The organism is Pantoea sp. RSPAM1, assembly GCF_038816185.1.
In the GTDB taxonomy this organism is placed as follows: Bacteria; Pseudomonadota; Gammaproteobacteria; order Enterobacterales; family Enterobacteriaceae; genus Pantoea; species Pantoea ananatis.
The window spans coordinates 531,815-546,498 of sequence record NZ_CP046137.1; the positions used below are offsets into that span (position 1 = coordinate 531,815).

Below are 14,684 nucleotides of genomic sequence, written 5' to 3' on the forward strand. Positions count from 1 at the left end.
CCGCCGTGCCGGGTTGCCAGCCACAAGGATATCCAGCATGCCAATACAAATTTTGCCGCCGCAACTCGCAAACCAAATTGCAGCGGGAGAAGTGGTTGAGCGTCCTGCATCGGTCGTCAAAGAGCTGGTGGAAAACAGCCTTGATGCCGGGGCGACGCGCATTGATGTGGAAATTGAAAAGGGTGGCGCAAAACTGATTCGCATCCGGGATAACGGCTGCGGTATAGCGAAAAATGAGCTGGCAATGGCGCTGGCTCGCCATGCCACGAGTAAAATTGCGTCGCTGGACGATCTTGAGGCCATTATGAGCCTGGGCTTTCGCGGTGAAGCCTTAGCCAGTATCAGCTCAGTGTCTCGTCTGACCCTGACATCGCGCACGGCCGAGCAAAACGAAGCCTGGCAGGCGTATGCTGAAGGGCGCGATATGGACGTTACTGTTAAGCCCGCCGCCCATCCTTGTGGTTCAACGCTGGAAGTGCTTGACCTGTTTTACAACACGCCAGCCCGGCGCAAATTCATGCGCACTGAAAAAACCGAGTTCGGGCATATTGATGAAGTGATCCGGCGCATCGCGCTGGCGCGCTTTGACGTGGCTATCTCATTAAGCCATAACGGCAAACTGATGCGTCAGTACCGGGCCGTCAATGATGAAGGGCAACGTGAGCGTCGGCTGGGTGCCATATGCGGGACGACCTTCATGCAGCATGCGCTACGCATTGACTGGCAACATGATGACCTTGTATTGCGCGGCTGGGTTACCGATCCGTCTGGCTCCCGTCAGGTGAGTGATATTCAGTATTGCTATGTTAATGGCCGCATGATGCGTGACAAGCTGATCAATCATGCTATCCGTCAGGCGTTTCAGAGCCAGCTACAGGATGATCAGCACCCCGCTTACGTCTTGTATTTAGAGATAGATCCGCATCAGGTCGATGTAAACGTGCATCCGGCAAAACACGAAGTGCGTTTTCATCAGTCACGTCTGGTGCATGACTTCATCTATCAGGGCGTCATGAGCGTGTTGCAGGAAAGCACTTCCCCGGTTCTGCCAACGTTAGAGGCTGAAGAACCCACTCCGCGCTGGCAGCAGGAGAACCGCCAGGCGGCAGGCGGCAATCATTTCAGCCAGCCGGCTGTTACGGGTCACGCGGGCAGTCCATCGGTTGTACCCGCCTGGCAAAATAAAGACGCCGGATACAGCCAACGCGAAGGCCGGGTTTACCAGCAGCTTCTTAAAACGCCGGCAAGTTCGCCGGCAACCAAAAGTGCCGAGCCTGCGGCACGAGAGCCGGTCAGTGCCGTGCCACCTCTGGCGGCTCACGCCCACAGTTTTGGTCGCGTGTTAACCGTGCTTGAAGGCCAGTATGCTCTGCTTGAGCAGGGCCAGCGGTTACTGCTAATGGCGCTGCCTGTGGCAACCCGCTGGTTAAAGCAGGCACAGTTAGAACCTGCCGAAGGCGGGCTGAAATCACAGCCGCTTTTGATTCCGGTGCGGTTAAAAATCGCGTCGGCGGAGCGCAAGGCGGCCGAGGAAAACCTCAGTCTGCTCAACCTAATGGGCATTGATTTACACCCGGAGGGTGACCACATTATTCTGCGTGCGGTGCCTTTACCGTTACGAACACAAAATTTACAAATCTTGATTCCTGAACTGTTAGGCTATCTCGCCCGACAGCAGGAGAACTCTGCTACGCAACTGGCCCAGTGGCTGGCGCGGCGTGAAGATGCAGAGCCTCCACACTGGAATCACTCCCAGGCGATTACCTTGCTGGCTGAGCTCGAAAGGCTTTGCCCGCAGTTGCTGAAATCGCCACCTTCTGGCTTAGTACAAGCCATTGAGATTGAGAGCGCGGTCAACGCGTTGAAGCATGAGTGAACTGAACCAGGCGGGCCGGCCAAAGGCAATATTTTTGATGGGGCCTACAGCGTCAGGCAAAACCGCATTAGCGATCGAATTGCGCAAGCACTTACCTGTAGAGCTTATCAGTGTAGATTCGGCGCTGATTTATCGTCAGATGGATGTCGGTACGGCAAAACCCTCTGCAGAAGAGCAGGCGCAGGCGCCTCATCGCTTGCTGGACATTCGCGATCCTGCCGAAGCCTATTCGGCGGCAGAGTTCCGGCGGGATGCGTTAGCAGAAATGGCGGATATCGTTCAGCATGGACGAATTCCGTTGCTTGTTGGTGGAACTATGCTCTACTTCAAGGCGTTACTTGAAGGATTGTCGCCGCTGCCCTCGGCCGATCCGGAGGTTCGTCAAAAAATAGAGCAAATGGCGAATGAAAGAGGCTGGGAAGCTTTACATCGTCAACTTTGCGAAATTGATCCGGTCGCAGGCAGTCGTATTCATCCGAATGATCCGCAGAGACTTTCGCGAGCACTGGAAGTTTTTTTTATTTCGGGTAAAACTTTAACGGAACTGACAAAAATTTCTGGTGAAGCGTTACCCTACGATGTCCATCAGTTTGCTATCGCCCCCGCGAACCGCGAGCTGTTGCATCAACGCATCGCACTGCGTTTTGATCAGATGTTGGCGTCAGGATTTGAAGCGGAGTCTCGGGCCCTGTTTGCACGAGGTGATTTGCATACGGATATGCCTTCCATTCGTTGTGTTGGCTATCGCCAGATGTGGTCTTATTTGGCTGGCGAGATCGATTACGACGAAATGGTTTATCGGGGAGTTTGCGCAACCCGGCAACTCGCTAAACGCCAGATGACCTGGTTACGTGGTTGGGAAAATATTCACTGGCTAGACAGTGATGAACCTCACTCAGCGCGTGATACAGTACTGAAGGTTGTTAGTGCGAAGCATGGGTGATTGTGTACAATTGGCAAGTTACGTGCGCAAATTTTTACGCAGTTTTTTTCAGAACCACTGTGTTCTACAAGCAACAAACAACAAGCATATAAGGAAAAGATAGAATGGCTAAGGGGCAATCATTACAAGACCCGTTTCTGAACGCACTGCGTCGTGAACGTGTTCCGGTTTCGATTTATTTGGTTAACGGTATTAAGCTGCAAGGTCAGATCGAATCCTTTGATCAATTCGTGATCTTGTTGAAAAACACGGTAAGTCAGATGGTTTATAAGCACGCCATTTCTACCGTCGTGCCTTCACGCCCGGTTTCTCACCATAGCAACAATACCGGCGGTGGCAGCAGCAACAATTACCATCATGGCGGCAGCAGCACTTCTGCGCAGTCGCAGCCACAACAAGACGGTGATAACGCAGAGTAAGGCGGCACCGTTTAACCAGGATAGGAAAGCGTCAGGTTTTCCATCCTGGTCTTTTTATATAAGCGAGGTTATAGCTTGTTTGACCGTTATGATGCCGGTGAGCAGGCCGTACTGGTACACATCTGGTTCTCCCAAGACAAAGAGCTGGAAGATTTACAGGAATTCGAAACCCTGGTGTCTTCTGCTGGCGTTGAAGCACTGCAGGTTGTCACCGGCAGTCGTAAAGCGCCACACCCAAAGTATTTTGTCGGTGAAGGAAAGGCCGTTGAAATTGCCGATGCGGTAAAAACAAGTGGAGCATCGGTCGTTCTTTTCGATCATGCTTTAACGCCCGCTCAGGAACGTAATCTTGAGCGCCTGTGCGAGTGCCGTGTTATCGACCGCACTGGCCTGATTCTTGATATTTTTGCCCAACGCGCGCGTACCCACGAAGGTAAATTGCAGGTTGAGCTGGCGCAGTTGCGTCACCTTGCAACACGTCTGGTACGTGGCTGGACGCACCTTGAACGCCAGAAGGGCGGGATTGGCCTGCGTGGTCCGGGTGAAACCCAGTTAGAAACTGACCGCCGTTTACTTCGCGGGCGCATTAGCCAGATTTTGTCGCGTCTTGAACGTGTTGAAAAACAGCGCGAGCAGGGCCGCCAGGCGCGTGCCAAAGCGGATGTCCCGACCGTTTCACTGGTAGGCTACACCAACGCCGGTAAATCTACCCTCTTTAACGCCATTACGTCTGCCAATGTCTATGCCGCGGACCAGCTGTTTGCGACGCTGGACCCCACGCTGCGCCGGCTAAACGTCGCTGATGTAGGCGAAGTGGTATTGGCCGATACCGTTGGCTTCATTCGCCACCTGCCGCACGATCTGGTTGCCGCCTTCAAAGCTACCCTGCAAGAGACGCGTCAGGCCACGCTGCTGATGCACGTGATCGATGCCGCCGATGTCCGGGTTAATGAAAATATCGGCGCGGTTAATGAGGTGTTGGAGGAAATCGACGCTGACGAAATCCCCACGTTACTGATCATGAATAAGATCGACGTGCTGGACGGCTTTGAGCCGCGCATTGACCGTGATGAAGAAAATATGCCGGTCCGCGTGTGGCTTTCTGCACAGTCCGGCGTCGGCATTCCTTTATTGTGGCAGGCGCTTTCCGAGCGGTTGTCCGGTGAAATTGCGCAGTATGATTTACGTCTGCCGCCGGAGGCGGGTCGCTTACGCAGCCGCTTCTATCAGTTGCAGGCGATTGAAAAAGAGTGGAACGAAGAAGACGGCTGTGTAGGGTTGCATGTGCGTATGCCCGTGATTGACTGGCGCCGCTTATGCAAGCAGGAGCCGTCGCTGACCAGTTATATTGTTTGATATTGCCAAATCGAACTTACTCTGAGGATTTTATGTTGTCATGTGGCGTTGGGGGGTTCTCTGACAGTGACTTTGCAAAGGGTCAGGGCAATGAGCGTAGCCAGCGTTGCGACAATACGGAATACAACGGGTAAGCCGCTAAAACTATAAATGGAGTAATGACATGGCGTGGAATCAGCCCGGAAATAACGGACAGGACCGCGACCCGTGGGGAAGCAGCAATAACCAAGGCGGCAACTCTGGGGGAAATAAGGGAGGTAAGGAATCTGGGCCTCCTGATCTGGATGATATCTTCCGCAAGCTAAGTAAAAAGCTTGGCGGATTCGGCGGCGGCAACAAAGGTGACAATGGTCAGCGCAGTTCCGGCGGTAGCGGCAAAATCTTTGGGATTGTTGCCGTTGCGGCGGTCGTTATCTGGGCAGCAAGCGGATTTTACACGATTAAAGAAGCCGAACGGGGCGTAGTCACTCGCTTTGGTAAGTTCAGCCACATCGTTGAGCCCGGCCTGAACTGGAAACCGACCTTTATCGATCAGGTCCGTGCCGTCAACGTCGAAGCCGTGCGTGAACTGGCGGCATCAGGGGTGATGCTGACCTCCGACGAAAACGTCGTGCGCGTTGAAATGAACGTCCAGTACCGTGTGACCGATCCTGAACGCTATTTGTTCTCCGTTACCAGTCCGGACGACAGCCTGCGCCAGGCAACGGACAGTGCGCTTCGCGGCGTGATTGGCCGATCGACCATGGACCGCATTCTGACAGAAGGTCGTACGGTTGTACGTAGCGAAACCCAGCGCGAAATCGACGAAACCATTCGTCCTTACAATATGGGCATTACAGTTCTCGACGTGAACTTCCAGGCGGCACGTCCACCAGAAGAAGTGAAGTCGGCGTTTGACGATGCGATTGCCGCGCGTGAAAACCGTGAGCAGTACGTACGTGAAGCCGAAGCCTATGCCAACGAAGTGCAGCCGCGCGCTAACGGTCGTGCACAGCGTGTGCTGGAAGAAGCGCGTGCCTATAAAGAGCGTACTGTTCTGGAAGCACAGGGTGAAGTGGCGCGTTTTGCTAAGCTGTTGCCTGAGTATAAAGCCGCGCCGGAAATCACCAAAGAGCGTCTGTATATCGAGACCATGGAGCGTGTGCTGAGCCATACACGTAAAGTGCTGGTCAACGATCGCGGTAACAATCTGATGGTCCTGCCTCTCGATCAACTGATGCGTGGCGGCGAGTCTTCCTCTGCTAAGAGTGGCCAAAAGAGCAGCTCAGCGTTGCCCTCGCTTTCCGATCGCAGTGCCAGCCGCAATGACACGTCGTCATACAGTCCAGACAGCATCATGGATCAGCGTCGAGCCAACGCTCTGCGCAACGATACCCAGCGCGAAGGGAGAGAGTAATCAATGCGTAAGCCAGTAATTGTACTAATCATTATCGCGTTGGTGGCCTTTTATGCGTCGCTGTTCGTGGTTCAGGAAGGCGAGCGCGGTATCGTTCTGCGCTTTGGTAAAGTGTTACGCGATAGCGAAAACAAACCGCAGGTGTTTGCGCCGGGTCTTCATTTCAAGATCCCCTTTATTGAAACGGTTAAAATGCTGGATGCCCGTATCCAGACTATGGATAACCAGGCCGATCGCTTCGTGACTAAAGAAAAGAAAGATCTGATTGTCGACTCTTACATCAAGTGGCGCATCAGTGATTTCAGTCGTTACTACCTGGCAACCGGTGGCGGGGATGTTTCTCAGGCCGAAGTCCTGCTGAAGCGTAAATTCAGTGACCGCTTACGTTCAGAAATGGGCCGTCTTGACGTTAAAGATATCGTGACCGATTCACGAGGCCGTTTAACCACCGACGTGCGCGATGCATTGAACACCGGTACGGCGGGCGGTGACGACGAAGTTGCCACGCCTGCTGCGGATGATGCTATCGCCAGTGCAGCCGCGCGGGTTGAGCGTGAAACCAACAGCAGCGAACCGGCGCCTAATCCTAACAGTATGGCGGCGTTAGGGATTCAGGTTGTAGATGTGCGTATCAAACAGATCAACCTGCCGACGGAAGTGTCGGATGCGATCTTCAACCGTATGCGCGCAGAACGTGAAGCCGTTGCACGTAGTCAGCGTTCGCAGGGTCAGGAAGAGGCCGAAAAACTGCGCGCCCAGGCCGATTACCAGGTCACCCGTACGCTTGCAGAAGCACAGCGTGAGGCATTGATCACCCGCGGTGATGGTGATGCAGAAGCGGCGAAACTGTTTGCCAACGCATTCAGCCAGGATCCGGATTTCTACGCCTTTATCCGCAGCCTGCGCGCGTATGAAAACAGCTTCAATGAAAATCAGGACGTCATGGTACTGAGTCCGGATAGCGACTTCTTCCGCTATATGAAGGCGCCTTCTAACGCCACGCGTTAAGAACTGATATAACTAACAGGCCGACAATGTTGTCGGCCTTTTTTTTGGATGCAGTATGAACGTGAATATCTGGATGGCACTGGCGTTGGTTCTGGTGCTGGAAGGCCTGGGGCCGATGTTTATGCCACGCCTGTGGCGACGTGTGATTTTGAGCATGACACAGTTGCCCGATCGCCTGTTACATCGATTTGGCGGGGGATTGGTGGTGGCCGGCGTGGTGATTTACTGTATGTTGCGGCTGCATGGCGAACTTTGATGCCTTCAGCCTCGCCGTCTGAATGGTATCTTAGCCGCGATTTTACCCCTGGATGTTGTCGCGATCAAAACTCAGGCAAAAAAGCGCGCAATCGTATGCTAAAAGTGCTGAAAACCGAAAAATCAGATGGTAGAATCCTTTTTTAAGCAATCGGTGATTTTGAGAAATGGGTAAGAACGTCGTCGTACTGGGCACCCAATGGGGTGACGAAGGTAAAGGTAAGATTGTAGACCTTCTGACTGAGCGCGCTAATTACGTTGTGCGTTATCAAGGCGGCCACAATGCGGGCCATACACTTGTCATCAACGGTGAAAAAACCGTCCTCCACTTAATCCCTTCTGGCATTCTGCGTGACAACGTTACCAGCATCATTGGTAATGGCGTTGTTCTCTCTCCTGAAGCATTAATGAAAGAGATGAAAGGCCTGGAAGAGCGTGGGATTCCCGTACGCGAGCGTCTGCTGATTTCTGAAGCCTGCCCGTTGATCCTGCAATATCATGTGGCAATGGATATGGCGCGCGAGAAAGCGCGTGGTGCAAAAGCCATTGGCACCACAGGTCGCGGTATCGGTCCTGCTTATGAAGACAAAGTGGCCCGCCGTGCACTGCGCGTCAGCGACCTGTTTAACAAAGAAACCTTTGCGGCCAAGCTGAAAGAAGTGATCGACCTGTATAACTTCCAGCTGGTGCATTACTACAAAGAAGAAGCTGTTGACTACGACAAAGTGCTGAGCGATGTGATGGCGGTTGCCGACATCCTCACCAGCATGGTTGTTGACGTTTCTGAACTGTTAGACGTGGCACGTAAGCGTGGCGATCTGATCATGTTCGAAGGTGCCCAGGGCACGCTGCTGGATATTGACCACGGTACTTATCCCTATGTCACCTCTTCAAATACCACTGCCGGTGGCGTGGCGACGGGGTCAGGTATTGGTCCACGCTTTGTGGATTACGTCCTGGGTATCGTTAAAGCTTACTCCACGCGTGTCGGTGCAGGCCCGTTCCCGACCGAGTTATTCGACGAAACCGGTGAATTCCTGTGCAAGCAGGGCAACGAGTTTGGCGCCACAACGGGCCGCCGCCGCCGTACTGGCTGGCTGGATGCGGTCGCTGTACGTCGTGCCGTGCAGATTAACTCGCTCTCCGGTTTCTGCATGACCAAGCTGGACGTGCTGGATGGTCTGAAAGAAGTGAAAATTTGCGTGGCTTACCGCATGCCTGATGGCAGCGAAGTCACCACCACGCCGCTGGCAGCGGAAAACTGGGAAGGCATTGAGCCAATCTATGAAACCCTGCCGGGCTGGAGCGAGACAACCTTTGGCGTGAAAACGCTGGAAGGCCTGCCACAGGCCGCGCGTGACTACATTAAACGTGTAGAAGAAGTGACCGGTGTGCCCATTGATATTATTTCAACGGGTCCAGACCGTAGCGAGACGATGATTCTGCGCGATCCCTTCAACGCATAATCATCCTGTGGCCGGACATTGTCCGGCCTTTGTTTTTTATGTCATTTGATGCCACTAAACGCCCCTTCGCTTGTCAAACCCTTCACTGGCTGAAAAAAATACACAGTCGTCAACAGTCTGGTTTATCATCGTAGCGCAATACGAAAGAGCCAGTTCAACATTGAAATAAAGAGCAGGACGGGTGAGCATAGACGTGCCACCGGATGATTGACTGAGGTCACTGTGCAGCTAACAAGTTTTACCGATTACGGCCTGCGGGCGCTGATTTACATGGCCACCTTGCCGGAAGGCAGGCTGACCAATATCACTGAAGTCACCGATACCTATGGCGTATCGCGTAATCATATGGTCAAAATTATCAATCAGCTTAGTCGTGCAGGATTTGTCTCCGCAATTCGTGGCAAAAATGGGGGCATCCGCCTGGGCATGAGCGCCAGGGACATCGTAATAGGTGAAGTGGTACGCAAAATGGAGCCACTACAGTTAGTGGATTGTTCGAACTGCTCTATCGCGCCCGCCTGCCGACTTAAAAAGGCCTTACATGACGCCGTGCAGCTGTTTTTACAGGCGCTGGATGGCTACACGCTGGCAGACTTAGTAGAAGGTAATACACCTCTATATGAAATTATATTGTCCGAACCGCCGGTGGCAATGAATACTAAATGACATCGGAGGAACCCTAATGTCAAAAGATCCTTTTCTGGACAGAGAAGCTGAAAAGTACGAAAACCCTATTCCAAGCCGTGAATTTATTCTGGCGTTATTAGAAAAACGAGAAAAACCGGCCAGCCGTGAAGAGCTGGCACAAGAGATGAACCTGCAGGAAGAAGAACACCTCGAAGCCTTGCGCCGTCGTTTACGTGCGATGGAGCGTGATGGTCAGCTAGTTTTTACCCGCCGCCAATGTTATGCCTTGCCAGAACGTCTCGATTTGCTCCGTGGAAAAGTCATTGGCCACCGTGATGGCTATGGCTTTCTGCGCGTTGAAGGACAAAAAGATGACCTGTATCTGTCCGCCGAGCAGATGAAATTTTGTATGCATGGCGATGTGATTCTGGCCCAACCGCTGGGCGCGGATCGCAAAGGCCGCCGCGAAGCACGTGTGGTGCGGGTTCAGGAGCCGCGTAACAACCAAATCGTCGGCCGCTATTTCACTGACGCAGGCGTGGGCTTTGTGGTGCCTGACGACAGCCGTCTGAGCTTCGACATCCTGATTGGCCCTGAGGAAACCATGAATGCCCGTATGGGCTCCGTGGTGGTGGTTGAACTGTTGCAGCGCCCGACGCGTCGTTCGAAGGCGATCGGCAAAATCGCCGAGATTCTGGGCGATGACATGGGCACCAGCCTGGCAGTCGATATGGCGCTGCGCACCCATGAAATTCCGCACAGCTGGCCGCCAGAAGTTGAGGCTCAGGTGGGCAAACTGAATGAAGAGGTACCGGAGTCGGCAAAAAAAGGCCGTGTTGACCTTCGCGATCTGCCATTGGTCACTATTGATGGTGAAGATGCGCGCGACTTCGATGATGCGGTTTACTGCGAGAAAAAACGCGGCGGCGGCTGGCGGCTGTGGGTCGCGATTGCGGACGTCAGTTACTATGTTCGTCCCGGCACACCGCTGGACAACGAAGCGCAGCAGCGCGGTACCTCGGTCTATTTCCCTTCGCAGGTGGTGCCGATGCTGCCGGAAGTGCTGTCGAACGGCTTGTGTTCGCTGAATCCACAGGTCGATCGCCTGTGTATGGTGTGCGAAATGACCGTGTCGTCAAAAGGTAAGCTCACCGGCTTTAAGCATTATGAAGCCGTGATGAACTCCCATGCACGTCTGACCTATAACAAAGTCTGGAATATTCTGCAGGGCAATCCGGAACTGCTTGAGCAATATGCGCCGCTGGTGAAAGACCTGCAGGAACTGCACAACATGTATCAGGTGCTGGAAACGGCCCGTGAAGAGCGCGGCGGCATCTCATTTGAAACCGAAGAAGCGAAATTTATCTTCAACGCGGAACGTCGAATCGAACGGGTCGAGCGCACCTCACGTAATGATGCCCACAAGCTGATTGAAGAGTGCATGATTCTGGCAAACATCGCCTCAGCGCGTTTCGTCGAGAAGCATCAGGAACCGGCACTGTTCCGCGATCACGATCGTCCCAGCGACGACAGTATCAAAAGCTTCCGCACAGTATTGAACGAGCTGGGCCTGAGCTTACCGGGCGGAAACAAACCGCAGCCGATCGATTACGCCGCGCTACTGGATCAGGTTGCCGATCGCCCCGACGCGGAAATGCTGCAAACCATGCTGCTGCGTTCCATGAAACAGGCGGTGTACGATCCGGAAAACCGGGGCCACTTTGGCCTGGCGCTGGCCTCTTATGCGCATTTCACTTCGCCAATTCGCCGCTATCCGGATTTGTTACTGCATCGCGCCATCAAGTATTTGCTGGCAAAAGAGCAGGGCGAAGTAAAAGGCCTGACCACGGCTACCGGCGGCTACCATTACGATATGCAACAGATGCTGCAGCTGGGCCAGCACTGCTCCATGACAGAGCGCCGTGCCGATGAGGCCACTCGCGATGTGGCAGACTGGCTGAAGTGTGACTTTATGCAGGATCAGGTAGGTAACGTCTTTAACGGCGTGATCTCCAGCGTAACCGGATTCGGCTTCTTTGTGCGCCTGAGCGATCTCTTTATCGACGGGCTGGTTCATGTCTCTACGCTGGATAACGACTACTATCGTTTCGATCCGGTAGGTCAGCGACTGATTGGCGAATCTGGCGGTCGTACCTATCGCCTGGGCGATACCGTTGAAGTGCGGGTCGACGCGGTCCATATGGACGAGCGTAAAATCGACTTTGCGCTGGTTTCCAGTAAGCGCCAGGTACGTGGCGAAGGTAAAACGGAACGGGAAAAGGCGAAGCGGAACGCTAAGGCACCGACGAAGCATCGCCGTCAGACCGGTCGTAAAACGAATTTCGAGCCGGATTCAGCCTTCCGCAACAGCAGCAGTCAGCCTGCTGCGGCAAAGACCGAGAAAAAAAGTAAAAAAGTTTCCGAGAAAACCCGTAAAATCGCCGCCGCCACCAAGGCTAAGCGTGCCGCGAAGAAGGCGAAGCCGGCCTGATGCGCACATCAGCCCCTGCGTGCATGCAGGGGCTGTTATCCATTCATTTCCAACCACTGAGCAGATTGATGAGCGAAATTATTTTTGGTATCCATGCCGTGCAGGCGCTGCTGGAACGTGATCCTCAGCGTTTCCAGCAAGTCTTTATTCTCAAAGGCCGCGACGATCGTCGCCTGCAACCGCTGGTGACCGCGTTAGAAGCTCAAGGGATCGTGATTCAACTGGCCGATCGTAAATGGCTGGACAGCCAGGTGGAAGGCGGCGTGCATCAGGGGATTGTGGCGCGTGTTAAGCCGGGCCGCCAGTATCAGGAAGGCGATCTACCGGATCTGCTGCAGAGCCTGGAAAAGCCGTTCCTGCTGGTGCTCGACGGCGTCACCGATCCTCACAACCTTGGTGCCTGCTTACGTAGCGCCGATGCCGCAGGCGCCCATGCCGTCATCGTCCCCAAAGATCGCTCCGCCCCTCTGAACGCGACGGCGAAAAAAGTTGCCAGTGGTGCGGCAGAAAACGTTCCCCTCATCAGGGTAACCAATCTGGCACGCACCTTGCGCCTGCTGCAGGAATATAATATCTGGGTCGTCGGCACCGCTGGCGAAGCCGACCATACCGTTTATCAAAGCAAAATGACCGGGCCGATGGCGCTGGTTATGGGCGCCGAAGGTGAAGGGATGCGTCGCCTGACGCGTGAGCACTGCGATGAGCTCATCAGTATTCCTATGGCTGGCAGCGTTTCGTCCCTCAATGTGTCAGTCGCCACTGGCGTCTGCCTGTTTGAAGCGGTTCGTCAGCGCAACGCGTGATCGCTGCCGCAATTTAGTCTCTCTGTCCGGTCATAATGGTCATTCACCTTACATACTAAGTGAGTGATATCCGCGAGGAGCCGTTATGACCTGGACAACTCACACCGTTTTCAACCAACCTTTTCCCCTCAGCCACAGCAATCTGTTTCTGTCTGATGTTCCCTTGTGTGACGCACTGCAGCGCGAAGGCGGCGGCTGGGACAGCGAGTGGCTGGCGTCAGTCGGCAGGCAACTGGGCAGTGCAGAATCGCTGGAGCTGGGCAGGCTCGCCAATGCCAGCCCGCCTGAACTCCACCGTTATGACGCACGCGGCGTCAGGCTGGATGACGTCCGCTTTCATCCAGCCTGGCATGTGCTGATGCAGGGCCTTTGCGCCAGCCGTCTGCATAACCTCAGCTGGCAGCCTGACGTCCAGCCAAATGCCAGCGTAGCCCGTGCGGCACGCTTTATCCTGCATGCTCAGGTTGAGGCCGGAACGCTCTGTCCGGTGACCATGACCCACGCGGCAATCCCTTTACTACAGCGTTATTTGCCTGCCCGGTTTGAGTCCTGGCTCGAACCCTTACTCAGCGATCGTTACGACACGCATGCGGTTCCGGGCGATCAGAAGCGCGGTCTGCTGATTGGCATGGGCATGACTGAAAAGCAGGGCGGCAGCGATGTGCTGACCAACACGACGCGCGCAGAGCCCCTGGACAGGCGCGGAAGCGGTGAAGCCTATCGTATCGTCGGGCATAAATGGTTTTTCTCTGTGCCGCAAAGCGATGCGCATGTGATTCTTGCGCAAACGCAGCAGGGGCTCAGCTGCTTCTTTCTGCCACGGCTGCTGCCGGACGGTTCCAGAAATGCCATCTTCATTGAGCGGTTAAAAGACAAGCTCGGTAACCGTTCCAACGCCAGCAGTGAAGTGGAGTTCAGGGATGCGACCGGCTGGCTGCTGGGCGAAGAGGGTGAAGGCATTCGTCTGATCCTGAAAATGGCGGGCATGACGCGTTTTGACTGTGCGTTGGGCAGCCACGGCCAAATGCGCCGGGCGTTTTCCGTTGCGCTGTACCACGCACATCAGCGTCAGGTCATGGGCAAAACGCTGGTGGATCAACCGATCATGCGTCAGGTGTTGGCGCGTCAGGCCTTGCAGTTAGAAGGGCAAACCGCACTGCTGCTTCGCCTGGCGCGTGCCTGGTCTTCTCCCGCCAACGTCCATGAAGCCGCCTTCGCCCGGTTATTTACCCCGGCGGCGAAATATGTGATCTGTAAAGCAGGCGCTCCCTTTATCGCTGAGGCCATGGAGGTACTGGGCGGCGTGGGCTATTGCGAAGACAGCGAGCTGCCTCGCCTCTATCGTGATATTCCGGTCAACAGTATCTGGGAAGGATCGGGCAACGTGATGTGTCTTGACGTATTAAGAGTGGTGGGCCGCCAGAGCGGCACGCTGGACATGCTCAGGCAGGCGTTTGACGCCGTTAAAGGCTGTAACCGCCATTTCGATCGCAGCTGGCGACAGCTGGCTCTGCACCTGAGCAAAATGGATGAGTCGCAGGCCCGTGAACTTACCGACAGGCTGCTGCAGCTGGCGACGGCGGCAGTGTTGTTGAAGCACGCCGAGCCGTTAGTGGCGGATGCATGGTGCAGTCAGTGGCTCGACCCGCGCGGCACGCGCAAAATCGAGGGGCCACTGACCGACCGCTTACTGGCGCGCGCCAGCGGCAGGTGAGGCGCCATATAAGATGGCCGTCGTGTACCAGATTCCGGGGGTAACCGTTTCGTCGATCATCAAAATCTGATAATAAACGGCGCCGGCCTGATTCGCGCGCGCAGCAATGGCACGCTGCGCGTCGTCAGGCGAGCCTCTTACGCTGGCGCTAATGGTGCCCAGCTTCGGCAAACCGCCACTCTGGGCACGCGTAATGGACTGCGCTTTACCTGTTGGCGCGGGCGGAGCCTTTGGCGTCACCTGGAACAGCGAGCAGCCACTTAACAACAAACTTAACGTCAGTAACAGAGCGTAACGCATAGCAGATTTCTCGCCGTCAGGTTAAGTGGA

At 54.7% G+C, this 14,684-nt stretch carries 13 protein-coding genes; 12 read left to right on the forward strand and 1 reads right to left on the reverse strand.

Annotated features, from left to right (window positions below; genetic code table 11):
* The first annotated feature begins 37 nt into the window (after nucleotides 1–37).
* From mutL to GKC68_RS03140, 12 genes are all read left to right on the forward strand, one after another.
* Nucleotides 38–1,876, forward strand: a complete 1,839-nt coding sequence (gene mutL / locus GKC68_RS03085) for a DNA mismatch repair endonuclease MutL (protein ID WP_342656569.1) — start codon at nucleotides 38–40, stop codon at nucleotides 1,874–1,876.
* Nucleotides 1,869–2,819 (forward strand): tRNA (adenosine(37)-N6)-dimethylallyltransferase MiaA, encoded by a 951-nt coding sequence (miaA, locus tag GKC68_RS03090; protein ID WP_047715072.1) that lies wholly within the window; start codon nucleotides 1,869–1,871, stop codon nucleotides 2,817–2,819. Before mutL ends, miaA begins: the two co-directional genes overlap by 8 nt.
* A 104-nt stretch (nucleotides 2,820–2,923) precedes the next feature.
* A complete protein-coding gene (gene hfq / locus GKC68_RS03095; RefSeq protein ID WP_013027404.1) occupies nucleotides 2,924–3,238 on the forward strand; it encodes an RNA chaperone Hfq in 315 nt (104 codons plus the stop codon).
* 75 nt (nucleotides 3,239–3,313) lie between these two features.
* On the forward strand, nucleotides 3,314–4,594 hold the full coding sequence (hflX, locus tag GKC68_RS03100; protein ID WP_028721909.1) for a ribosome rescue GTPase HflX: 1,281 nt from the start codon (nucleotides 3,314–3,316) through the stop codon (nucleotides 4,592–4,594).
* Nucleotides 4,595–4,757: 163 nt separating this feature from the next.
* Nucleotides 4,758–5,990, forward strand: a complete 1,233-nt coding sequence (gene hflK, locus GKC68_RS03105; protein ID WP_058706256.1) for an FtsH protease activity modulator HflK — start codon at nucleotides 4,758–4,760, stop codon at nucleotides 5,988–5,990.
* A gap of 3 nt (nucleotides 5,991–5,993) precedes the next feature.
* Nucleotides 5,994–6,998, forward strand: coding sequence for a protease modulator HflC (gene hflC / locus GKC68_RS03110; RefSeq protein WP_013027401.1), 1,005 nt, complete (start codon nucleotides 5,994–5,996; stop codon nucleotides 6,996–6,998).
* Between the two features lie 55 nt (nucleotides 6,999–7,053).
* Complete coding sequence (locus GKC68_RS03115; protein ID WP_028721911.1) at nucleotides 7,054–7,254, forward strand: DUF2065 family protein; 201 nt, start codon at nucleotides 7,054–7,056, stop codon at nucleotides 7,252–7,254.
* A 166-nt stretch (nucleotides 7,255–7,420) separates the two neighbouring features.
* The gene (locus GKC68_RS03120; protein ID WP_013027399.1) at nucleotides 7,421–8,719 is read left to right on the forward strand and encodes an adenylosuccinate synthase; all 1,299 of its coding nucleotides are present in this window, start codon (nucleotides 7,421–7,423) and stop codon (nucleotides 8,717–8,719) included.
* 222 nt (nucleotides 8,720–8,941) lie between these two features.
* The gene (gene nsrR / locus GKC68_RS03125) at nucleotides 8,942–9,385 is read left to right on the forward strand and encodes a nitric oxide-sensing transcriptional repressor NsrR (RefSeq protein WP_028721912.1); all 444 of its coding nucleotides are present in this window, start codon (nucleotides 8,942–8,944) and stop codon (nucleotides 9,383–9,385) included.
* A gap of 16 nt (nucleotides 9,386–9,401) precedes the next feature.
* The gene (gene rnr / locus GKC68_RS03130) at nucleotides 9,402–11,837 is read left to right on the forward strand and encodes a ribonuclease R (RefSeq protein ID WP_342656570.1); all 2,436 of its coding nucleotides are present in this window, start codon (nucleotides 9,402–9,404) and stop codon (nucleotides 11,835–11,837) included.
* Between the two features lie 68 nt (nucleotides 11,838–11,905).
* A complete protein-coding gene (gene rlmB, locus GKC68_RS03135) occupies nucleotides 11,906–12,640 on the forward strand; it encodes a 23S rRNA (guanosine(2251)-2'-O)-methyltransferase RlmB (protein WP_028721914.1) in 735 nt (244 codons plus the stop codon).
* 85 nt (nucleotides 12,641–12,725) lie between these two features.
* Nucleotides 12,726–14,354 carry an isovaleryl-CoA dehydrogenase gene (locus tag GKC68_RS03140; RefSeq protein WP_252294128.1) on the forward strand — a complete coding sequence of 543 codons (1,629 nt, stop codon included), beginning with the start codon at nucleotides 12,726–12,728 and terminating at the stop codon, nucleotides 14,352–14,354.
* Here the strand turns inward: GKC68_RS03140 and bsmA are convergent.
* Nucleotides 14,328–14,654 (reverse strand): biofilm peroxide resistance protein BsmA, encoded by a 327-nt coding sequence (gene bsmA, locus GKC68_RS03145; RefSeq protein ID WP_047715076.1) that lies wholly within the window; start codon nucleotides 14,652–14,654, stop codon nucleotides 14,328–14,330. The genes GKC68_RS03140 and bsmA overlap by 27 nt on opposite strands.
* Nucleotides 14,655–14,684 lie beyond the last annotated feature (30 nt).